This is a genomic window from Microbacterium sp. NPDC089695 (genome assembly GCF_044749085.1).
Taxonomy (GTDB): Bacteria; Actinomycetota; Actinomycetes; order Actinomycetales; family Microbacteriaceae; genus Microbacterium.
The window spans coordinates 1,513,885-1,534,752 of the sequence record NZ_JBIVHG010000001.1; the positions used below are offsets into that span (position 1 = coordinate 1,513,885).

Consider the following 20,868-nt stretch of genomic DNA (forward strand, 5'->3'; position numbering starts at 1 on the left):
CGCATGGACGACCTCGACGAGATCGTGCTCACGGGCCTCACCGTGTTCGGCAGGCACGGCGTCTACGACCACGAGCGCGAGAACGGTCAGGAGTTCACGATCGATCTCACGCTGCGGATGCCGCTGCGCGACGCCGCGGCATCCGACGACGTGACCGACACCGTGCATTACGGCGAGCTGGCCGAGAAGGTGGCCGCCGTGGTCGCGGGGGAGCCGGTGAACCTGATCGAGACGCTCGCCGCGCGCATCGCCGACGTGGCGCTCGACGATCGGCGCGTGCACGCCGTGACGGTCACCGTGCACAAGCCGCACGCCCCGATCGCCCTGACGTTCTCGGACGTCGCGGTCACGGTGCATCGCGCGCAGCCGCGCATCGGCACGGAGGTCCCCGCATGAGCCGCGACCTGACCACGCCGCCGCCGCTGCCCGCGCCCGGGCCCGGCCGCGACGATGCCGTCGCCGTGGTCGCGTTCGGAGCGAACCTCGGCGATCGGGAAGAGACGATCCGCGAGGCGGCCGCGCGCATCGCCCGGTTGCCGCTCGTGTCGGAGGTGCGCCTGTCGCCGTTGCACGAGACCGTGGCGGTGACCCTCGACGGACCCGATCCGGATGCTCCGGGCTATGTGAACGCGGTCGCGCTGGTGACCACGCGCCTCGCGCCGTCGGTGCTCCTCGGCATGCTGCACGCGATCGAGGAGCAGCACGGCCGGGTGCGGCACGAGCGGTGGGGCGACCGAACCCTCGACCTCGACCTCGTCGCGTACGGCGACGAGACCTCGGACGACGACAGGATGCTGTTGCCGCATCCACGCGCCGCGGAGAGGTTGTTCGTGCTCGAGCCCTGGCTCGATCTCGATGCCGACGCCGTGCTCCCGGGGAGTGGGCGGGTCGCCGATCTCGCGGCGGGTCTGCGTCGCTCGACGGACGACCGGCACGGGCGATGAGACGCACGTCGATCGGACTCCTGGTCGTGCTCGCACTGCTCGCGGGCGGCGCCGGGTTCGTCCTCGACCACGTGCTCACCGCGGCGGGTCGCGTCACCTTCACGCCGTCGCTGCTGCTGCCCCTCCTGCTGCTGCTGATCGGCGCCGCATCGCTCTCGGTCGCCTGGCCCGTGCGCACGAGTGTGCGCTCCGGCATCCGCATCGATCCGTTCCGCGCCACGCGCGCCGTGACCCTCGCCCGCGCATCGAGCCTGTTGGGCGCGATCATGGCGGGGTTCGGCGCAGGGCTGCTGGTGTTCCTCCTGTCCCGCCCGATCGATCCCCCGGTAGGGTCGACTGTGGCGATGCTCGCGCTGATCGGGAGTGCGGTCGTGCTCGTGGTCGCCGCGCTCATCGCCGAACAGTTCTGCACACTGCCGAAGGATCCTGATGACTCAGAACCCAGAGACCGAGCCGACGACACCGGCCCCGCTGAACTCGGCGGAGGTCACTGACCTCGGCGCCCTCGATCAGGGCACGTACACGCAGCTGCGCACCGTGCGCAGCGAGGCGCGCCTCGAGCTCGACGGCACCTGGCACCAGATCTCGCCGCGCTACGTGGTGTCGCAGATCGTGCAGAACCTCCTCTTCCTGGCGTTCGTCGCGGCGGTCGCCATCGTGCTCGCGCTCGTGCTGCACCAGACGTGGGCGTGGATCCCGGCCGGGGCGATCGCCGTCGTCGTGCTCATCACGCTCGTGATCCTCCCTCGTCAGGCGCGCGCGATCGGCTACATGCTCCGCGACGACGACATCGTGTTCCGCAAGGGCATCCTGTGGCAGCGCATGATCGCGGTGCCCTACGGCCGCATGCAGCTGGTCGACATCACGCAGGGTCCGCTCGACCGGGCCTTCGGCGTGACCCAGCTCAAGATGGTCACGGCCGCCGCGACGACCGGCGTGCAGATCCCCGGTCTCACGCAGGGCGCGGCGGAGGCGCTGCGCGACACGCTGATCGAGGTCGCCGAGACCCGCCGGACCGGCCTGTGAGCGAGCCGCAGCTCCCGCCGCCCGGAGCCACGGCGCCCGCGCCGCGTCCGTCCGGCGACTCGTCGTCGCTCGCCGACGGCGAGTGGCACCGGATGCATCCGCTCACCCCGCTCTTCAAGGGCGGGCTGGCGCTCATCATCGTCGCCGGTATCGCGATCGCCAACCTGCGCGACCGGCTCATCGCCTGGTTCGTCGACCTGTTCACGCCCGAGGAGGCGCACTACGACCAGTACGGCGGCGACCCGGTGGAGTGGGTGCTCGCGAACAACCTGATCCTCGTGGTGCTGCTCGGCGTGCTCGCGCTGGCCGTCGTCCTCGTCGGCATCTTCTGGTTCGTGTGGCGGTTCCAGCAGTTCCGCATCACCGGCGACCACGTGGAGGTGCGCAAGGGCATCGTCTTCCGCTCGCACCGTCGCGCCCCGCTCGACCGCGTGCAGGGCGTGAACCTCACACGTCCGTTCCCCGCCCGCATCATCGGCCTCGCGAAGCTCGAGGTCGTCGGTGCCGGAAACGACTCGAACGTCGACCTCGAGTATCTGGCGACATCGCGCGCCGAGTCGGTGCGCGCCGACATCCTGCGGCTCGCGTCGGGCGCCCGCGCCGCGCGGCAGTCGGCGATCGCCGGCACGCAGGGCGCGACCGCGGATGCCGGTGCTCCGGCCGCTCCGTCCTCGACGCGAGCCCAGATCGTCGGCTCGGTGAACGCCGGCGTCAACGACCTGATCAGCGGGGTCGACCTCGCCGATGTCGAACCCGAGAGCGTCGTGAAGATCCCCGCCGGTCGTCTGGTGGGGTCGCAGCTGATCTCGAGCGTGCTGTGGATCGTGTTCTTCGGCCTCATCTTCCTCGTGGCGTTCGGCGCGATCCTGATCGGTTCGCTTCTCGACGGAGAACCGCTCGGCAGCGTCATCGGTCTGGGGCTCGGTCTCGGAATGGGCATCCCGCTCGTGATCGCCGTGGTCGGTATCACCTGGGCCCAGATCTCGAAGTCGCTGCGGTACTCGATCGCGCCCACGCCCGACGGCGTGCGGATCACCTACGGGCTGCTCACCACCGTGACCGAGACGCTGCCCCCGGGGCGCATCTTCGCGGTCGAGGTCACGCAGTCGCTGCTGTGGCGACCGTTCGGCTGGTGGACGATCCGGATCAACCGCATGAGCGGGAAGAGCGCCGCCCAGCAGCAGTCGGGTTCGGCCCAGCAGTTCAACGTCGTGCTGCCGGTCGGCAAGCGCGCAGACGTCGAGCGCGTGCTCGGACTCATCCTGCCGGATGCGCCGGTCGCCGACCTCCCGGTCGTCTGGGACCACGGCATCCTCGGACCGATCGACGGAGACCCCTACGTGCGGATGCCGCGACGGGCCTGGTGGCGGCGCCCGCTGTCGTGGAAGCGCCAGGGGTTCTACCTGACCGACTTCGGTCTTCTGCTGCGCCGCGGTGTCATCTGGCGCAAGCTCGCCATCTTCCCTCTCGCGAGGCTGCAGGGTGTGTCGCTCTCGCAGGGGCCGATCGACCGCGCGCAGCGGGTCTCGGGCGCGCAGATCCACTCGGTGCAGGGCGCGATCACGGGGTATCTCACCGGACTGGAGCTTCCCGACGCACGGTTCCTGATCGACGGTGTGACGGCTGCTGCGGCCGCGGCGGCCAAGGCCGACCACTCGCACCGGTGGGGTGAGCACGCGGTCGGTGCGCCCGCCGCGCAGACGCCACCGGCGCCGCCGGCATGGTCCGCCGCTCCGCCCGCCGCTCCACCGGCTCCGCCCGCTGGTCTGCCGGCTCCGCCTGCCGGTCCTCCGGCTCCGCCCGCTGGTCCGCCGGCTCCGCCTGCCGGTCCTCCGGCTCCGCCCGCCGCTCCACCGGCTGCGCCTCCGGCTCCGCCCGCCCCTTCCCGTGACTGACCCGACGGCTCGCGACGGACGGCTCGGTGTCGGCATCATCGGGGCGGGACGCGTCGGACCGGTGATCGGCGCCGCGCTCGCCGGCGCAGGACATGCGATCACGGGGATCACGAGCGGGTCCGACGATGACCGTGCGTCTGCCGTGCTCCCGGACGTCCCCGTGCTCGATCCGCTCGAGATCGTGCGTCGTAGCGAGCTGGTCGTGCTCGCGGTGCCCCACGAGCAGCTGCCCGATCTGGTGGCCGGCATCGCCGAGGTCGGTGGCTGGCAGATCGGCCAGCTCGTGCTGCACACGGATCCCGGGTACGGCATCGAGGTGCTGCGTCCGGCAGCGGAGCGAGGGGCGATCCCGCTCGCCGTTCATCCGGCGATCACGTTCACGGGCACGTCGATCGATCTGCGTCAGCTGCAGGCCGGATACGCCGCCGTGACCGCGCCGGCGGCAGTGCTGCCCATCGCCCAGGCCCTCGCGGTCGAGATCGGCTGCGAGCCCGTGGTCATCGCCGAGAGCGACCGCGCAGCCTACGCGGACGCGATCCAGACGGCGACCGAGTTCTCGCGGTCGATCATCGCCCAGTCCACGGCTCGGCTGTCGGACATCGGCGTCGACAATGCGGGCGGATTCCTCTCCGCGCTCGTGCAGTCCACGGTCGAGCGCGCGCTGCGGGACGCCTCACCTCCGCCGCTGATCTGACCGCCCCGCGTCAGGGCCGGCGCGTCTGCAGGACGGCGGCACGCCTGCAGGACCGTGGCACGTCTGCAGGACGGGCGGGCGGGGACGCTCCGGCATCCGTGCTCTGATCCTGCAGATGTCCCGCCGGACGGACGGCCTGTGGCTCAGCGTCCCCCGGAGAACCCGCCTCCGCCGCCCCCGCCGGAGAATCCGCCTCCGAACGAGCCGCCGGCGCTGGAGGAGATGCTCGCGTTCGGCGCCGTGTACGTGGCGGCCGCGGTGGAGCTCGCCGTGAACGCTGCCAGCCGCGTGTACACGAACGGCGCGGTCGGGTCGCCGATCCAGGCCGCTCCCGTGGCACGGTCGGCATACGCGCGCTCGAGCACCGCCCCCCACTCGCGCTCCATGCCGAAGAGCATGGCGTAGGGGAGGAGGCGTTCGTACACGTGGATGACGTCTGCGCCGCCGTCCTGCCGGCGCTCCGCGCCCGAGTACGACTGCAGCATCCGGAGTCGGTCGGCCTCGGCCACTCGGATGAAATCCTCGACGCCCCGGAGGTGTTCGTACTCGCGGGCGCCCTCCGCGGAGAGGACCGTGTGCTTCGAGAATCCGTAGAAGCCGGACAGCAGCACGAGGAACAGCCCGAAGCAGATGGCGACGAACGCGGGGATCGCGGTGACGCGCCCCGCGATGATCCCGAACAGTCCGATGCCGAAACCTGCCGCCGCGACCGCGATCGCGATCCATTGCAGTGCGATCGCCACGGTGCTCCGCGCCTTCTCGGTGAGGCCGCGGTCGGCCGCCGCGGTGACTCCGCTCGCCGCCAGCGTCGCCATGCGTCCGGCGAACGACTCGCTCGACGTGGGGAGGTCGGTCACGCCGTCGGCGTCGGCGTCGGCGAACAGCGCCTCGAGCGCGTCGGCGTCGAGCCGATCGGGGATGCGGGCCTCGGGCCGTCTCCGCAGGCGCGGCTCTGCGTCGGACTCACCCTCCTCGATGCGCAGGCAGCCACGGACCGCGAGGTGCACGATCTCGGCGGGGACGGCGTCCTTCGCCCCGGGGACGATCGCCGCGGCCAGCAGGGGAGGCATCGAATCGGGCACGTCGTACTGCGCGACCACGATCCCGGTCGCTCGGCGTCGCGCCCTGCGGAACGCCGACACCCCGAACCAGCTCCCCACCGACAGACCCGCTGCCGCGAGCGCCGCGATCGCGGGAACCGTGTCGGTCACGGGGTCGGGGCGACGCGCCTCGGGCTGGGTCACGGTGCCGCCCTCGATGCCGACGGCGACCGTGACGCCCTCACCGGCGGTCAGCCCGTCCGCCTCGACCGTGAAGGTCGTGCCGTCCGCCGAGGTCGACAGCGGGCACTCGGCGCGCGAACCCGCTACCCCCGTGTAGCACCGCGCGTCGCCCGTGAGACGGTCGGTCAACCCGTCGTCGAACACCACGTCGGCGCGGAACGACTCGATCGGCTGCGTGCTGTCGAGCGGCAGCAGATCCCAGTAGAACTCGTCCACGCCCGTGTCGGCAGCGAGGATCACATCGCGCATCTCGTACTCGATCACGTAGGTGGTGAGTCCGTGCACGAAGTCGTCGTCGCCGGTGAGGACGTAGAGCAGACCGTCGTCCTCGTCGGTCTCGTAGGGGACGGCCGCACCGTCTTCGTCGGTCACGGACAGCACGCGGGCGTCGAGCCACGCGTTCTCGTAGCTCGTCGGCAGCCCGTACACGATCCCGCGGTTCTGGTCGGTGTCGGGAAAACGTGCCGTCAGCGTCTCGGTCACCCGCATGCGGGCTCGCCCCTCGTCGTCGAGGCCGACCTCGTACCTGGCATCCCAGGAGGCGTAGGCGAAGTCGTTCACATCGGACTCGGAGTCGGCTGCAGCCGAGGCGGTCGTCGAGGTCGTCGCGGATGCGGGGATCGCCGTCATCACGGGGGAGGCGGCGACCGCGAGAACGAGGCCGGTCGACGCGAGAGCACGGGCGAGACGATGGGCTGCCATGCGTCGAGGCTACAGAGTCGTCTCGACGGACCTCTCGCCGGGGACGCCGCGGGGCGGATCGCGCGCGCTCGGTAGACTGGAGGCGACTTTTCCAAGGAGCCCCGAATGACTGACGCGTCCGCCGCGCCCGAGCAGCCCACCGACGCCACCGACGAGGACGTGCACGAGCAGAAGGCCGTGCGCCTCGCCAAGCGCGAGCGTCTGATCGCGAAGCGCGCGGATGCCGGCGGGGGCGCGTTCCCGGTCGGCGTGCCGGTGACGCACGGCATCCCGGCGCTGCGTGCAGAGTACGGCGAGCTCGAGGCCGGAGCCGAGACCGGTGTCGTCGTGGGCGTCGCAGGGCGCGTGGTGTTCAGTCGCAACACGGGCAAGCTGTGCTTCGCGACGCTCCAGGCCGGTGACGGCACGCGCATCCAGGCGATGATCTCGCTCGCGAACGTCGGCGACGAGTCGCTCGCCGACTGGAAGGAGTACGTCGACCTGGGCGACCACGTCTTCGTGCACGGCGAGGTCATCTCGAGCCGTCGCGGCGAGCTGTCGATCATGGCCGACGGCTGGGCGATCGCCGCGAAGGCGATCCTGCCGCTCCCGAACGCCTACTCCGAGCTCAGCGAAGAGGGGCGGGTGCGCAGTCGCTACCTCGATCTCATCGTGCGCGAGCAGGCGCGCACCACGGTGCGCGCCCGTGCGGCGGTGAACGCGAGCCTGCGGGCCACGTTCGGCAGCCATGACTACCTCGAGGTGGAGACGCCGATGCTGCAGGTGCAGCACGGCGGCGCCTCGGCTCGGCCGTTCATCACCCACTCCAATGCCTTCGACACCGAGCTGTACCTGCGCATTGCGCCGGAGCTCTACCTCAAGCGCGCGGTCGTCGGCGGGATCGAGCGGGTGTTCGAGATCAACCGCAACTTCCGCAACGAGGGGGCCGACTCGACGCACAGCCCCGAGTTCGCGATGCTCGAGGCGTACCAGGCGTACGGCGACTACGAGCAGATGGCCGAGCTGACGCAGGAGCTGGTGCAGCAGGCTGCGATCGCGGTCGCGGGATCCACCACGGTCACCTGGGCCGACGGCACGGAGTACGACCTCGGCGGCCAGTGGGACCGCATCTCGATGTACGAGTCCCTGTCGGCCGCCTCCGGTCGTACCGTGACCCCTCAGGACGCGGTCGACGACCTCATCGCCTTCGCGCAGGAGAACGACGTCGACCTGCCCGCGCAGGCGACTCACGGCAAGCTCGTCGAAGAGCTGTGGGAGCACTTCGTGAAGCCCGGCCTCGTGCGTCCGACCTTCGTGATGGACTTCCCGGTCGACACGTCTCCCCTCGTGCGCGAGCACCGTTCGATCGCGGGAGTCGTCGAGAAGTGGGATCTCTACATCCGCGGGTTCGAGCTCGCGACGGGATATTCCGAGCTCGTCGATCCCGTCATCCAGCGTGAGCGCTTCACCGAGCAGGCGAAGCTCGCGGCTCGTGGTGACGTCGAGGCGATGCCCGTCGACGAGGAGTTCCTGCGGGCGCTCGAGCACGGCATGCCGCCGTCCGGCGGCATGGGCATGGGGATCGACCGGCTGCTGATGGCGATCACGGGGCTCGGGATCCGCGAGACGATCCTCTTCCCGCTCGTCAAGTAGACGCATTCCGGAACGCCCATTCGGGCAGGACCGCGGAGCGCATCATCGTGTCGAGGATCTCGGCGAGCCCATAGCCCGCATCGATGTCGCGTACGAGTTCGAGGTAGTGGGCGGAGTGACTCGACCGACCCAGCGCCCAGGAGAGCCACGCGGCCGCGGTGAGCGGTGCGGGGCGCGATGACCGGGGTGCGGCGGCCGCGGCGGCGCGTACGACCGACAGGGCGCGCTGCAGTCGGTCGAGGTCGGGTCGCGGCCCCTGGCCGAGGAACAGGTCGCCGATATCGTCGGGGATGGCGGCTCCCGTCTCGGCGAACGCGAACTGCGCGTCGAGCGTGCGCAGCCCGCCGGCGAGGTCGGTGCCCCACTGCGCCAGCGCCACGTCGCGGAACAGCGGGCGATCGAGGCACCACAGGAGAGCGGCGACAGTCGTCGCGGGCAGATCGTCGGGTGCGTCGAGGACGGATTCGAAGAGCGCCGGGATGTCGCCCAGCAGGAGCAGCGACGCGAGCACCTGAGGGTCGCCGGCCGGGAGAGTCTTCTCGCCGGCCCCGTCGATCAGAGCGTCGATGTCGCGGAGCGCGCGTCCGACCCGCTCCTTCCGGGCGAGGTCGACGACCGGCAGCGCGGCCCCGGCCCGCTGGTCTCCGGACACGTCGCGGGCATGCACGCTCACGGGGTCGAGTTCGACGAGAGAGCGGAGCCGCGGCTCGTGGTCGAGGTAGCTCGCCCAGCCCGACGGCGTCACGCACAGCGCGTCGACGATCGAGAGCCCGGCGTCGGCAGCGCATCCCAGCACCTCGTCGACCTCTACGACGAACGGGAGCACGAGGCCGTCGGGGGTCACGACGGCCTCGTCGTCGGTGTAGACGACCGCGGCGAACCGCCTCCGTCCTCTCGACGCGCGCGACGAGAGCCACGGCGGTGTCGGCGTAGGCGGTCAGGTCGGCCTCGCCGCGGGGGAGGTCGAGTCGCATCGCACCGCAGGTGCGGGATGCGTGGAAGGGGACGAGCACGAGGCTCTCGGCCGGGGTGAAGCCGACCAGCGAGGGGACGATGCCGAGGAACTCGGCGGAGCCGGAGGCGTGGAGAACGGTTGTCATGTCGAGAGTGTGTCGGCGCCGACGCCGCCGCGGGGCTCGTCCACAGGGGAACCCGCCCGATCCGCGAAGGCGCCTGAATGTGGAGGAGCAGTGCCTCGCGTACCATGGGAACATGGAGAACTTCTGGCTCGCTGTCGCCTGGTCGATCCTTCCGACCATCGGCGTGAGCGCCGTGTTCTTCTTCGTGATCCGGAGCATCCTGCGCTTCGATCGCACGGAGCGCAAGGTGCACGCTCGCATCGAGGCCGAGGAGCGGGCAGCTCGCGGCCTGCCGCCGCGCTCCTGAGCGACGTCCGACCCATCGGCTACTGTGTAGCCAAGCTGCCGGGGCGCGTCTCGGCCTCCGGCGATCGCCGCCGCCTACCGAGAGGGAGACGATGACGACGGAGACCTGGGGGTGGTGGATCACCGGTTTCCTCCTGGTGCTCGACCTCTCGATCCGCATCACGGCGATCATCGTCATCCCGCGCAATCGCAAGCCCACCGCCGCGATGGCCTGGCTGCTCGCGGTGTTCTTCATCCCGTTCGTCGGCGTGTTCCTGTTCCTCCTCATCGGGAACCCGCGACTGCCGCGTGCGCGGCGACGCAAGCAGGACCAGATCAACGAGTACATCGCCGAGACCAGCGAGCACCTGCACTTCGGCACACTGCGACCGCACGCGCCGAGCTGGTTCCCCCCGCTGGTCGAGATGAACCACCGGCTGGGCGCCCTTCCCATCTCGGGCGACAACGGTGCGCACCTCATCAGCGGCTATCAGGAGTCGCTCGACGCGATGGCCGAGGCCATCCGCGGCGCACAGGACTACGTGCACGTCGAGTTCTACATCCTGCAGTCGGACTCGTCGACCGACAATTTCTTCCGTGCGCTGGAAGAGGTCGCGGCGCGCGGAGTCCACGTGCGCGTGCTGCTGGATCACTGGGCCAACCGCTGGAAGCCGAAGTACCGCTCGACGATCGCGCGCCTCAACCGCATGGGAGCCGACTGGCACCTCATGCTGCCGGTGCAGCCGCTCAAGGGCCGCATGCAGCGCCCCGATCTCCGCAACCACCGCAAGCTCCTGGTGGTCGACGGAAAGGTCGCGTTCGTCGGATCGCAGAACATCACCGATTCGACCTACAACCTGCCGAAGAACATCAAGCGCGGCCTGCACTGGGTCGACCTGATGGTCCGGGTCGACGGCCCGGTCGTGCTCAGCGTCAACGCGATCTTCCTCAGCGACTGGTACAGCGAGACCGACGAGGTGCTGCAGGAGATCGACATCTCGCACGCCGAGACCGGCTCCGGAGACCTCGACTGCCAGATCGTGCCGTCCGGGCCCGGGTTCGAGGTCGAGAACAACCTCCGTCTGTTCCTCGGCCTGCTCTATGCCGCGAAGCACAAGATCATGATCGTCAGCCCGTACTTCGTGCCGGACGAGGCGCTGCTGCTCGCCGTCACGGCGGCCGTCGACCGCGGTGTCGACGTCGAGCTCTTCGTCTCCGAAGAGGGTGACCAGGCCATGGTCTACCACGCGCAGCGCAGCTACTACGAGGTGCTGCTCAAGGCGGGCGTGCGCATCTGGATGTACCGCAAGCCGTACATCCTGCACACCAAGAGCCTCACGATCGACGACCAGGTGGCGGTGATCGGCTCGAGCAACATGGACATGCGCTCGTTCGGCCTCAACCTCGAGGTGTCGATGCTCGTGCGCGGCGAGGAGTTCGTGTCGGAGATGCGAGAGGTGGAGGACGAGTACCGCTCCCTCAGCCGCGAGCTCACGCTGGACGAGTGGATGCGCCAGCCCCTGCGCTCGACAGTCCTCGACAACCTCGCGCGCCTGACGTCGGCGCTGCAGTAGGCGGACTCACAGCCGAGGCCCTCGCCGCGGAATATCAGGGCCGGTACCCTGAGGGCATGACCTCCTCGTCGCGTGCCGTCACCGCGCTCTCGTTGCTCGCCGCTGCGCTCCTGTTCGCCGGATGCGCGTCGGACGCTCCCGGGTCGTCGACGCCGACGAGCAGTCCCGGGTCGTCGGCCGGAGCCGTGGACGGCGACGACATGGACGACATGGAGGGCGCGCTGCTCGACGACGGCCGGATGTTCGCTGTCGTCACCTGGGGATCGTCGACATGCGTGCCGCAGGTCGACGAGGTCACCGCGAACGGTCAGACGGTCTCCGTCTCCCTGGTCGACGTCGACGCGGATGCCGTCTGCACGGCCGATATGCAGCAGCGCGCGAGCGTGGGCGCGCTGCCGGACGGCGTGGACCCGACCCAGGACATCACGCTGCAGGTCACCTACGGCGATCTGAGCGACGTCGTCGACCTCGACGGCGACCCTGAGGCCACGGGGACTCCGGGGTCGTCGACCGAGTACCTGCCGTCGGCCGGATGGGTCGACGACGGCACACTCGTGCTCCTCACCTGGGGGTCGTCGAGCTGCGCACCGATCGTGGAGAGCCTCGACGCGGCGACCCTGACCGCGACGTTCGTCACCGACGACACCCGCATGTGCACCATGGACATGGCGCCGCGCGTGACGCTCCTCGCCTTCGGCGATGACGCGGTCGACGACGACGCCACCACGCTCACGCTCGTCGGGGACGCGCTCGACGGCACGGTCGAGATCCGGGGCTGAGTCCGACTGCCGCGCGGCCGAACGACCGCATCCGTCTCAGAGCGTCGTGACCGGATGCCCCGGCGGCAGCGCGAGCACGAGAGCCGACGGGTCGATGCGGCACGTGATGCGCACGGCGGCGCCGAACTCGTCGCCGTCGAGCTCGATCGGGATCGGCGACGGCGCCGCGGCCTCCGCCGCCGTGCCGCGGAAGTAGTGCACCGACGCGTCCTTGCCGCGTCGGTCGAGCACGCGCCGCCCCGCACGGAATCGGCGCAGCACCGAGTTGTCCCACCAGATCTTGCGCCACACGCCGAGCCACCCCAGCACGCCGGTCGGCTGGATGACAGCGACGTCGAGCGTCGCATCCGTGATCGAGGCGTCGGGGATGAGCGCGATGCCCGCCGGCAGCGTGCCGCAGTTCGCGAAGAGGATGCTGTGCACCTTGGTCGTGTGCAGGCGTCCGTCGTCGATCTGGAACACGGCGCGGAAGGGCTCCGCCGTCACGAGTGAGCGCGCCGCGCCGTCGACGTAGGCGATCCAGCCCACCGACCGCTTCAGGTCGGGGCGGGTGTTCGCGATCATGTCGGCGTCGAGTCCGATCCCGGCGAGCACCACGAAGGCGTGCTCCTCCTCGTCGTCGCCGTCGGCGCGGGTGAGTCGTGCCCATCCGATGTCGATCGCGTGCCGGAAGTCGCCCAGCGCAGCACGGATCATCTCGTCGGGACCGGTCAACGGCAGGCCGAGGTTGCGAGCGAGGAGGTTCCCGGTACCGCTCGGCAGGATGGCCAGCGGCACTCCGGTGTTCGCGATAGCCTCAGACACCGCGCGTACGGTGCCGTCCCCACCCGCCACGAGCACGACGTCGACACCTCGCTCGAGGGCCTGCGCCGTGGCCCGCTGTCCCGCATCCTCGATCGTGGTCGTGTAGAACGCCGGATGCTCCCACCCGGCCTCCATCGAGAGCGTGCGCACGCGCGCGCGGAGGTTCTTCTCGTCGACCTTGATGGGGTTGTAGACGAGAGCCGCCTGGCGTCGGGCGGGGGCGCTCTTCGTCATGGCGCTACTCTAACCCCGCCCGCGAGCGGCTCCGGGCCACCGGAGACAGGGGGGACGACGCATAGACTTGGGGCATGATCGACCTCGCACTCCTCCGCGACAATCCGGAGATCGTCCGCCGTTCACAGGTCGCCCGCGGCAATGACCAGGGCACCGTCGACGAGGCGATCGAGGCGGACCGATCGCGCCGGGCGGCGCTCGCCGCCTTCGAGGAGCTCCGGGCCGAGCAGAACGCGTTCGGCAAGCAGGTCGCGAAGGCGCCCAAGGAGGGGAAGGCCGCGCTCGTCGCGCAGGTCAAGGACCTCGCCGACCGCGTCAAGCAGGCGCAACAGGCATCGAACGAGGCATCCGAGAAGGCGGCGCAGGCCCTCGCCCGCATCGAGAACGTCGTGATCGACGGCGTGCCCGCCGGAGGCGAGGCCGACTTCGTCGAGCTGCGTCGCGTGGGCGAGGTGCCCGCGTTCGACTTCGAGCCGCGCGATCACCTGGAGATCGGGGAGATCCTCGGTGCGATCGATATGGAACGCGGTGCGAAGGTGTCGGGCGCCCGGTTCTACTTCCTCCGCGGGATCGGGGCGCGCCTCGAGATCGCGCTCATGAACCTCGCGCTCGACAAGGCCCTGCAGAACGGCTTCGTGCCGCTCATCACCCCGACACTCGTGCGCCCCGAGATCATGCAGGGCACCGGCTTCCTCGGCGAGCACGCCGACGAGGTCTACCACCTCGACAAGGACGACGACCTGTACCTCGTCGGCACGAGCGAGGTCGCGCTCGCCGGGTATCACAAGGACGAGATCGTCGACCTCGCGCAGGGCGCGCTGCGCTACGCGGGATGGTCGACGTGCTATCGCCGGGAAGCCGGCTCGCACGGCAAGGACACCCGCGGCATCATCCGCGTGCACCAGTTCAACAAGCTCGAGATGTTCGTCTACACGACACCGGAGGATGCCGAGGCCGAGCACCTGCGTCTCGTGGCGCTGCAGGAGGAGATGCTGACGTCACTCGGCCTCTCCTACCGCGTGATCGACGTGGCGGCCGGTGATCTCGGCTCCAGCGCGGCGCGCAAATACGACATCGAGGCGTGGGTGCCCACGCAGGGCGCGTTCCGCGAGCTCACCTCGACCTCGAACTGCACGACCTATCAGGCGCGACGGCTCGACGTGCGGCATCGTCCGGAGGCGGTCGACGGCCAGACGGCGAAGACGCAGCCGGTCGCCACGCTCAACGGCACGCTCGCGACGACGCGGTGGATCGTGGCGTTGCTCGAGACACACCAGCAGGCCGACGGGTCGGTGCGCGTACCCGAGGTGCTGCGCCCGTACCTGGGCGGTCTCGAGGTGCTGGAGCCCGCGGCATGACCCCCTGGCTCATCGGCCTCGACGTCGACGGCACGATCCTCCTGCAGGACGAGACGATGAGCCCCGGTGTGCCCGAGGCCGTCGCGCGGCTTCGCGACGCGGGCCATGAGGTCACGATCGCGACGGGGCGGAGCTGGTCGGCGACGCAGCGCTACGTGGAACTCCTGGGGCTCACCCCCGACTACGTCGTCTGCTCGAACGGCGCCGTCACGATGCGCCGCACGGACGACGGCTGGGAGCGCTGGCACATCGAGACGTTCGATGCGACGCCCGTGCTGGCGCTGCTGCGCGCGCGGCTCCCCGAGGCCCGATACATGGTGGAGCTCGGGTCAGGACAGCGCCTGTACACCGAGCACCTCGACGACTGGACGCTCGACGGGGGACGCCAGGTCGACTTCGACGAACTCGTCGCCGAGCCCGTGTCGCGCGTCGTCGTGGTGTCGCCGGGGCACGACGAGGAGGACTTCCACCGTCTCGTCTCCGACGCCGGGCTCAACGAGGTCTCGTACGCGATCGGCTGGACCGCATGGCTCGACATCGCGCCCCAGGGCGTCGACAAGGGGACGGCTCTGGAGCGCGTGCGCGCCGAGCTCGGTGTCGAGGGGCCACAGGTGCTGGTCGCCGGCGACGGCCGCAACGACATCGGGATGTTCGAGTGGGCTCGGGGGATCGGCGGACGCGCCGTGGCGATGGGTCAGGCGCCGAGCGAGGTCGTGGATGCAGCGGGCGAGATCACGGGCGACGTGGTCGACGGCGGTCTCGCCGACGCGCTGAACACGCTTCCAGCACCTGCCCAGGTCAACGCGGGAGAATAGAACTCGGCTAGACTCACGGCTTGTCGACGGATTCGTCCGTCGGGAGGGTTGTCCGAGCGGCCGATGGAGCTGGTCTTGAAAACCAGTGGGCAGAGATGTCTCGTGGGTTCGAATCCCACACCCTCCGCTTCCGAGACCGGTGTCCGCGCACCGCGACGCTGAACCGAAAGGCCCCGAGTGAGTCCCAGCACCCGACGCCGTCGTACCCTCGCACGTCACGGTCAGCAGCGCACCCCGGGTGCCGTCAGCCAGCTCCTCAAGTTCATCGCGATCGGTCTCGCCGTCGTCCTGGTCAGCGGCGTCGGCGTCGCAGCATACGTCGTCTACGACCTGTCGAGCACCGTCACCGCGAATGCCGTCGAGCTCGAGGGCACCGAAGCGCTGCCTCCCGACATCAGCGAGTACGAGGGCGGCTTCAACCTCCTGCTCACGGGCGTCGACACGTGCGAGGAGGACTATGCGGAGTACTTCGGCGACCGCTGCACCGGCTCCGACTCCGAAGGCACGCTCAACGACGTGAACCTGCTCGTGCACGTATCGGAGGAACCGCGGCGCATCACGGTCGTCAGCTTCCCGCGCGACCTCATGCTCGCGATCCCGGAGTGCGAGGACGCCGAGGGCAACGTGAACTCGGCCATGAGCAAGCAGCCGCTCAACACCTCGTACACCGACGGCGGCCTCAACTGCGTCGCGAAGACGATCTCCGAACTCACCGATCAGGAGATCCAGTTCGCGGCATCCGTCACCTTCGGCGGCGTGATCGAGATCACCAACTCCATCGGTGGCGTCGACGTGTGCCTCGCGACGCCGATCAAGGACCGCTACACGGGCCTCGACCTGGCGGCGGGCACGCACACGGTCAAGGGCCTCCAGGCGCTGCAGTTCCTCCGCACGCGTCACGGCGTCGGCGACGGCAGCGACCTCGGCCGGATCGGCAACCAGCAGCAGTACATGTCGAGCATGGTGCGCAAGCTCATCAGCGGTGAGATCCTCGGCAACGTGCCGATCATGCTGAGACTGGCCAACACGGGGCTCAGCAACGTCGAGGCCAGCACCTCGCTCGCCGACCCCATGAAGATCGTGCAGATCGCCCTCGCTGTGAAGGACGTTCCGTTCGAGGACATCGTCTTCCTGCAGTACCCGACCGTGACCGATTCCGACAACCCCAACAAGGTCGTCGCGAACAAGAGTGCGGCGCAGACCATGTGGGATGCGATCAACCAGAACGCGCAGCTGCAGGTCACTCATGAGAACACCTCGAACGACGGGGTCGTCGTGAGCGAACCGACGCCCGCGACAGACGACGCCACCCCCGCCCCCGACGCCTCGGCGGACCCGACCACGGTCGTCGCGCTGCCCGACTCGATCAAGGGCAACTCCGCCGCGCAGCAGACCTGCTCCAACGGCAACGTGCGCTGATCCGCACCACCTTTCAAGAACCGCTCTCCCCATCGGGGTGAGCGGTTCTTGCGTTCCCGGCCGTCACCGTCACGCAAGATCTTGCGTACACTTTCCTCCATGTCGAAGCGTCTGGCGGAGGTCGCCCGCAAGGTCGGGGTCAGTGAGGCCACGGTCAGCCGCGTCCTCAACGGCAAACCGGGCGTCTCGGAGGCGACGAGGCAGGCCGTGCTCACGGCCCTCGACGTACTCGGGTACGAGCGGCCGACGAAGCTGCGGGGCGAGCGCGCTCGACTGGTCGGGCTGGTTCTCCCCGAGCTGCAGAACCCCATCTTCCCGGCCTTCGCTGAGATCGTCGGCGGAGCGCTGACCCAGAACGGGTATACACCGCTCCTGTGCACGCAGAACGCGGGAGGCGTCACCGAATCCGACTACGTCGACCTGCTCCTGGCGCAGCAGGTGTCGGGGGTGATCTTCCTCGGCGGCAATTACACCCAGGCCGACGCGACGCACACGCACTACGAGAGACTCCGGCAGGTGAACCTGCCGACCGTGCTGGTCAACGCCAGGGTGCCGCAGCTGCGCTTCGCCACGGTGTCGACCGACGATGCGGCTGCGGCCGAGCAGGCCGTGCTGCACGTGCATCAGCTGGGGCATCGACGCATCGGCCTGCTGCTGGGTCCCGAGGACCACGTGCCGTCGCAGCGCAAGCTCGATGCGGCACGGCGACTGCTGGAGCGGCTGGGATCGCCCCTGCGCGACGACCTGGTCGTCCGCGGCATGTACTCGCTGGAATCCGGCCAGGCGGGAGCCGCCCGCCTGATCGCGGCGGGGGCGACCGCGATCGTGTGCGCGAGCGACCCGATGGCGCTGGGTGCGGTGCGCGCGGCTCGTCGCGGCGGTCTGGCCGTGCCGGCCGACGTCAGCGTCGTCGGCTTCGACGACTCCGCCCTGATGAGCTGCGTCGACCCGCCTCTCACCACCGTGCGTCAGCCGATCGAATCGATGGGCCGTGCGGTGATCGAACTGCTGCTCGCGCAGATCGCCGGCACGGCGCCGGTCGGGGACGAGCTGCTCTTCGAACCCGAACTCGTGCTGCGCTCCTCCACCGGTCCGGCCGCCTGATCCTGCGCCTCCGGACGGTTCTTCTGCACGCTTCTGCGAATCAGAAATTTACGTATAAAAATTAACTTCTTGCATCAATCGTTCGGAAAAGCTACATTCTTCTCATCCCTTCACCGATGAGGAGTTCTGTGGACACCGAGGTTCTGCGCCAGTCCGCTCCCGCGCACACCGTGCACCCGCCCGTCGACGAGGGATGGTGGCGCACAGCCGTGATCTACCAGGTCTACGTGCGCAGCTTCGCCGACGGCAACGGCGACGGCATCGGTGATCTCGCCGGGGTGCGCGCGCGACTGCCGTACCTCCGCGACCTCGGTGTCGACGCGATCTGGTTCACCCCGTGGTACCGCAGCCCGCTGGCCGACGGCGGCTACGACGTGGAGGACTATCGCGAGATCGATCCGCGGTTCGGCACGCTCGCCGAGGCGGAGCGGCTGATCGCCGAGGCGCTGGAGCACGGCATCCGCACGATCGTCGACATCGTTCCGAACCACGTGTCCGACCGGCATCCGTGGTTCCGCGAGGCGCTCGCCGCGGGACCGGGGAGCGCCGCCCGCGAGCGGTTCTGGTTCCACCCCGGGCGCGGCCCGCAGGGCGATGCGATGCCGACCGACTGGGTGTCGAGCTTCCAGGGCGAGACGTGGACGCGCACCCGCGGTGACGACGGCGCACCGGGCGAGTGGTACCTGCACCTCTTCACGCCCGAGCAGCCCGACCTCAACTGGAACCACCCCGACGTGCGCAGGGAGCACGAGGAGATCCTCCGGTTCTGGTTCGACCGCGGCGTCGCGGGCGTGCGCATCGACTCGGCCGCCCTGCCCGTCAAGGACCCGACGCTGCCCGATCTCCCACCTGCCTCGGCGACGACGCGCGAGCATCCCCACATCGACCGCGACGAGCTGCACGAGATCTACCGCGAATGGCGCGCCGTCGCCGACGAGTACGAGGGCGAGAGGGTGCTGGTCGGCGAGGTCTGGCTCGACGACGCCGAGCGCTTCGCCCGCTACCTGCGCCCCGGCGAGATGCACACCGCCTTCAACTTCGGCTTCATGACCCAGCCGTGGAGCGCCGCGGCGATGCGATCGTCGATCACGCGCACGCTCGCCGAGCACGCCCCGGTCGGCGCCCCCGCCACCTGGGTGCTGTCGAACCACGACGTCACGCGCCCGGTCACGCGGTACGGTCGCGCCGACTCGTCGTTCGCGTTCGACCGCAAGAGGTTCGGCACCCCCACCGACGTCGAGCGGGGACTCCGCCGCGCACGTGCCGCCGCGCTCCTGATCGCCGCGCTGCCGGGCAGCCTGTACATCTACCAGGGCGACGAGCTCGGTCTGCCGGAGGTCGAGCTCCCGCGCGAGGTGATCGACGATCCGATGCACTTCCGCTCCGGCGGCGTCGACCCCGGACGGGACGGATGCCGGGTGCCGCTGCCCTGGAGCGGCGACGCGACCCCCTACGGATTCGGCGGCGCCCCCTGGCTTCCGCAGCCCGCCGACTGGGCGTCGCTGTCGGTCGAGGTGCAGGAGCACGACCCCGCGTCGACGCTGCACCTCTACCGGGAGTCGATCGCGCTCCGCCGCGACACACCTGACCTCGTCGACGGAGGGTTCGAGTGGCTCGAGCTCGGCGCCGACGTGCTCGCGTTCCGTCGCGGCGACGGCACGCTGAGCGTCACCAACCTCGGATCGACCGCGGTGCCGCTGCCGGCGCACCACGGCGTGATCCTCGCCAGCGCGCCGATCGACGCCCTGCTGCCGCCCGACACCACGGCCTGGCTCACGGTGCGGCCCGGGTCCGAGCTCCGTCGCGGCGCCTGAGTCCACACACCTGCACCACACACACCCGCACCACACACAGAGAAGGACAGACGATGAAGTCACCGAAGAGAGTCCTGGTCGCCGGCGTCGCCGCGATCGCGACGGTCACCGCGCTCGCCGGCTGCAGCGCGAGCGGCGGAGAGGGGAGCGCCGACGGCCGCACCGAGCTGCGCGTCGCGACGTTCCCTCCCGGCGCCGATGCCGCCGCGTACGAGGCGTTCGCCGCTCAGGAGAAGCAGTTCGAGAAGGAGCATCCCGACATCGACGTGGTCGGCGTCGAATACGAATGGGAGGGGCCCACGTTCGCCGTGCAGCTCGCGGGCGGCAGCCTCCCCGATGTCTTCACCGTGCCGTTCACCGACTCGAAGACGCTGCTCGAGAACGGCCAGCTCATGGACGTCACCGACGCGATCGACGAGCTGGGCTACACCGACAAGTTCAACCCCATCATCCTCGAGGGTGTCACGGGTGACGACGGCAAGATCTACGGCTTCCCGCGACAGGCCTACGCGGCGGCTCTGCACTACAACCGCGACCTGTTCGAGCAGGCCGGACTCGACCCGGACAGCCCGCCGGAGACCTGGGACGAGATCCGCGAGGCCGCGAAGAAGATCACGGATGCCACGGGCAAGGCCGGCTACGCGCAGATGGCCATCAACAACACCGGCGGCTGGCAGCTCACGTCGCAGACCGTCGCCCGCGGCGGCCGCACCCAGACCGACAACGGCGACGGGACGGCCGAGTCGACGATCGACAACGACGCCACGAAGGCCGCGCTGCAGTTCCTGCACGACGTGAAGTGGGAGGACGGCTCGTTCGGATCGAAGGTCGACCTCGACTGGGGATCGATCAACCAGGAGTTCGCGGCTGGGAACATCGGCATGTACACCTCCGGCTCCGACATCTACACGGCTCTCGTGCGCGACTTCGGCATGGACTCGTCGATCTACGGCATGACGGTCGTGCCGATGGAGGGCGACGACCCCGGCACGCTCGGCGGCGGGGACATCGCGGTGATGAGCCCGACGATCGACGAGAAGACCAAGGCCGCCGGCGTCGAGTGGATCGACTGGTACTACATGCAGAAGCTCATGGACGAGGATGCCGCGGTGCTCGACGCGAAGACGCTCGACGAGTCGGGGCAGGCCGTCGGCACGCCGCTGCTGCCGGTGCTGAGCCGGGAGCTGTACGACGAGTCGCAGCAGTGGATCGCCGACTACATCAACGTGCCGGTCGAGCAGATGAAGCCCTTCAGCGACCGCATCTGGGACCAGACGCCGGTGGGCGAGCCGAAGGTCAAGACGCAGGAGGTGTACGCGCTGCTCGACGCCGTGGTGCAGACCGTGCTCACCGATCAGAACGCCGACATCGACGCGTTGCTCGCCCAGGTGCAGACCGATGCGCAGGCGAAGCTCGACGAGTGATCC

The 20,868-nt window shown here is 69.8% G+C and carries 19 protein-coding genes and 1 tRNA gene; 17 read left to right on the plus strand and 3 right to left on the minus strand.

Annotated elements, in window-relative coordinates; translation table 11 throughout:
* Window positions 1-3: 3 nt before the first annotated feature.
* From folB to ACIPYT_RS07385, 6 genes are read left to right on the plus strand one after another with little or no spacing between them, the layout of a single operon-like run.
* The gene (gene folB, locus ACIPYT_RS07360; RefSeq protein WP_401072118.1) at window positions 4-396 is read left to right on the plus strand and encodes a dihydroneopterin aldolase; all 393 of its coding nucleotides are present in this window, start codon (window positions 4-6) and stop codon (window positions 394-396) included.
* Window positions 393-944, plus strand: a complete 552-nt coding sequence (folK, locus tag ACIPYT_RS07365) for a 2-amino-4-hydroxy-6-hydroxymethyldihydropteridine diphosphokinase (protein ID WP_401072120.1) — start codon at window positions 393-395, stop codon at window positions 942-944. The genes folB and folK overlap by 4 nt, the downstream gene beginning before the upstream one ends.
* On the plus strand, window positions 941-1,438 hold the full coding sequence (locus tag ACIPYT_RS07370; RefSeq protein WP_401072122.1) for a DUF3180 domain-containing protein: 498 nt from the start codon (window positions 941-943) through the stop codon (window positions 1,436-1,438). Before folK ends, ACIPYT_RS07370 begins: the two co-directional genes overlap by 4 nt.
* Window positions 1,374-1,970: a PH domain-containing protein gene (locus tag ACIPYT_RS07375; RefSeq protein WP_401072124.1), complete on the plus strand. Its 597-nt coding sequence runs from the start codon at window positions 1,374-1,376 to the stop codon at window positions 1,968-1,970. Before ACIPYT_RS07370 ends, ACIPYT_RS07375 begins: the two co-directional genes overlap by 65 nt.
* Window positions 1,967-3,865, plus strand: coding sequence for a PH domain-containing protein (locus ACIPYT_RS07380; protein WP_401072126.1), 1,899 nt, complete (start codon window positions 1,967-1,969; stop codon window positions 3,863-3,865). The genes ACIPYT_RS07375 and ACIPYT_RS07380 overlap by 4 nt, the downstream gene beginning before the upstream one ends.
* Window positions 3,858-4,559, plus strand: coding sequence for a DUF2520 domain-containing protein (locus ACIPYT_RS07385; RefSeq protein WP_401072128.1), 702 nt, complete (start codon window positions 3,858-3,860; stop codon window positions 4,557-4,559). Before ACIPYT_RS07380 ends, ACIPYT_RS07385 begins: the two co-directional genes overlap by 8 nt.
* Before the next feature lie 143 nt (window positions 4,560-4,702).
* On the opposite strand, the gene ACIPYT_RS07390 is transcribed toward ACIPYT_RS07385, so the two are convergent.
* A complete protein-coding gene (locus ACIPYT_RS07390; RefSeq protein ID WP_401072130.1) occupies window positions 4,703-6,544 on the minus strand; it encodes a DUF2207 domain-containing protein in 1,842 nt (613 codons plus the stop codon).
* A gap of 105 nt (window positions 6,545-6,649) precedes the next feature.
* Here ACIPYT_RS07390 and lysS point away from each other — a divergent pair, with 105 nt between their 5' ends.
* Window positions 6,650-8,176: a lysine--tRNA ligase gene (gene lysS, locus ACIPYT_RS07395; RefSeq protein ID WP_401072132.1), complete on the plus strand. Its 1,527-nt coding sequence runs from the start codon at window positions 6,650-6,652 to the stop codon at window positions 8,174-8,176.
* Here lysS and ACIPYT_RS07400 read toward each other — a convergent pair.
* Entirely contained in the window at window positions 8,169-9,020 is an 852-nt protein-coding gene (locus ACIPYT_RS07400; protein ID WP_401072134.1) for a hypothetical protein, read from the minus strand. The two genes, lysS and ACIPYT_RS07400, sit on opposite strands and share 8 nt — an antisense overlap.
* Before the next feature lie 368 nt (window positions 9,021-9,388).
* Between ACIPYT_RS07400 and ACIPYT_RS07405 the strand changes: the two genes are divergently transcribed.
* The 3 genes from ACIPYT_RS07405 (at window position 9,389) to ACIPYT_RS07415 (ending at window position 11,893) form a co-directional block, all read left to right on the plus strand.
* A complete protein-coding gene (locus ACIPYT_RS07405; protein WP_401072136.1) occupies window positions 9,389-9,562 on the plus strand; it encodes a hypothetical protein in 174 nt (57 codons plus the stop codon).
* Window positions 9,563-9,653: 91 nt separating this feature from the next.
* Entirely contained in the window at window positions 9,654-11,114 is a 1,461-nt protein-coding gene (gene cls, locus ACIPYT_RS07410) for a cardiolipin synthase (protein ID WP_401072138.1), read from the plus strand.
* 56 nt (window positions 11,115-11,170) lie between these two features.
* Window positions 11,171-11,893, plus strand: a complete 723-nt coding sequence (locus ACIPYT_RS07415) for a hypothetical protein (RefSeq protein WP_401072140.1) — start codon at window positions 11,171-11,173, stop codon at window positions 11,891-11,893.
* Window positions 11,894-11,929: 36 nt separating this feature from the next.
* Here ACIPYT_RS07415 and ACIPYT_RS07420 read toward each other — a convergent pair whose 3' ends face one another.
* Window positions 11,930-12,931 (minus strand): diacylglycerol/lipid kinase family protein, encoded by a 1,002-nt coding sequence (locus tag ACIPYT_RS07420; RefSeq protein WP_401072142.1) that lies wholly within the window; start codon window positions 12,929-12,931, stop codon window positions 11,930-11,932.
* 74 nt (window positions 12,932-13,005) lie between these two features.
* On the opposite strand from ACIPYT_RS07420, the gene serS reads away from it, so the two are divergent.
* The 7 genes from serS (at window position 13,006) to ACIPYT_RS07455 (ending at window position 20,865) form a co-directional block, all read left to right on the plus strand.
* Entirely contained in the window at window positions 13,006-14,289 is a 1,284-nt protein-coding gene (serS, locus tag ACIPYT_RS07425; protein WP_401072144.1) for a serine--tRNA ligase, read from the plus strand.
* Entirely contained in the window at window positions 14,286-15,104 is an 819-nt protein-coding gene (locus tag ACIPYT_RS07430) for an HAD family hydrolase (protein ID WP_401072146.1), read from the plus strand. The genes serS and ACIPYT_RS07430 overlap by 4 nt, the downstream gene beginning before the upstream one ends.
* A gap of 42 nt (window positions 15,105-15,146) precedes the next feature.
* Window positions 15,147-15,231 (plus strand) — tRNA-Ser (locus ACIPYT_RS07435).
* A gap of 50 nt (window positions 15,232-15,281) precedes the next feature.
* Window positions 15,282-16,523: an LCP family protein gene (locus tag ACIPYT_RS07440; RefSeq protein WP_401072148.1), complete on the plus strand. Its 1,242-nt coding sequence runs from the start codon at window positions 15,282-15,284 to the stop codon at window positions 16,521-16,523.
* Window positions 16,524-16,622: 99 nt separating this feature from the next.
* A complete protein-coding gene (locus ACIPYT_RS07445) occupies window positions 16,623-17,627 on the plus strand; it encodes a LacI family DNA-binding transcriptional regulator (protein ID WP_401072150.1) in 1,005 nt (334 codons plus the stop codon).
* A gap of 116 nt (window positions 17,628-17,743) precedes the next feature.
* A complete protein-coding gene (locus ACIPYT_RS07450) occupies window positions 17,744-19,441 on the plus strand; it encodes an alpha-amylase family glycosyl hydrolase (RefSeq protein WP_401072152.1) in 1,698 nt (565 codons plus the stop codon).
* A 53-nt stretch (window positions 19,442-19,494) separates the two neighbouring features.
* Window positions 19,495-20,865, plus strand: a complete 1,371-nt coding sequence (locus tag ACIPYT_RS07455; protein ID WP_401072154.1) for an ABC transporter substrate-binding protein — start codon at window positions 19,495-19,497, stop codon at window positions 20,863-20,865.
* The last annotated feature ends 3 nt before the right edge of the window (window positions 20,866-20,868 follow it).

What these genes read in the sequence shown, in the direction of transcription:
- folB (WP_401072118.1), top strand. Translation starts at nt 4, where the DNA reads ATGGACGACCTCGACGAGATCGTGCTCACGGGCCTCACCGTGTTCGGC.
- folK (WP_401072120.1), top strand. Translation starts at nt 393, where the DNA reads ATGAGCCGCGACCTGACCACGCCGCCGCCGCTGCCCGCGCCCGGGCCC.
- ACIPYT_RS07370 (WP_401072122.1), top strand. Translation starts at nt 941, where the DNA reads ATGAGACGCACGTCGATCGGACTCCTGGTCGTGCTCGCACTGCTCGCG.
- ACIPYT_RS07375 (WP_401072124.1), top strand. Translation starts at nt 1,374, where the DNA reads ATGACTCAGAACCCAGAGACCGAGCCGACGACACCGGCCCCGCTGAAC.
- ACIPYT_RS07390 (WP_401072130.1), bottom strand. Translation starts at nt 6,544, where the DNA reads ATGGCAGCCCATCGTCTCGCCCGTGCTCTCGCGTCGACCGGCCTCGTT.
- lysS (WP_401072132.1), top strand. Translation starts at nt 6,650, where the DNA reads ATGACTGACGCGTCCGCCGCGCCCGAGCAGCCCACCGACGCCACCGAC.
- ACIPYT_RS07405 (WP_401072136.1), top strand. Translation starts at nt 9,389, where the DNA reads ATGGAGAACTTCTGGCTCGCTGTCGCCTGGTCGATCCTTCCGACCATC.
- cls (WP_401072138.1), top strand. Translation starts at nt 9,654, where the DNA reads ATGACGACGGAGACCTGGGGGTGGTGGATCACCGGTTTCCTCCTGGTG.
- ACIPYT_RS07415 (WP_401072140.1), top strand. Translation starts at nt 11,171, where the DNA reads ATGACCTCCTCGTCGCGTGCCGTCACCGCGCTCTCGTTGCTCGCCGCT.
- ACIPYT_RS07420 (WP_401072142.1), bottom strand. Translation starts at nt 12,931, where the DNA reads ATGACGAAGAGCGCCCCCGCCCGACGCCAGGCGGCTCTCGTCTACAAC.
- serS (WP_401072144.1), top strand. Translation starts at nt 13,006, where the DNA reads ATGATCGACCTCGCACTCCTCCGCGACAATCCGGAGATCGTCCGCCGT.
- ACIPYT_RS07430 (WP_401072146.1), top strand. Translation starts at nt 14,286, where the DNA reads ATGACCCCCTGGCTCATCGGCCTCGACGTCGACGGCACGATCCTCCTG.
- ACIPYT_RS07445 (WP_401072150.1), top strand. Translation starts at nt 16,623, where the DNA reads ATGTCGAAGCGTCTGGCGGAGGTCGCCCGCAAGGTCGGGGTCAGTGAG.
- ACIPYT_RS07450 (WP_401072152.1), top strand. Translation starts at nt 17,744, where the DNA reads ATGAGGAGTTCTGTGGACACCGAGGTTCTGCGCCAGTCCGCTCCCGCG.
- ACIPYT_RS07455 (WP_401072154.1), top strand. Translation starts at nt 19,495, where the DNA reads ATGAAGTCACCGAAGAGAGTCCTGGTCGCCGGCGTCGCCGCGATCGCG.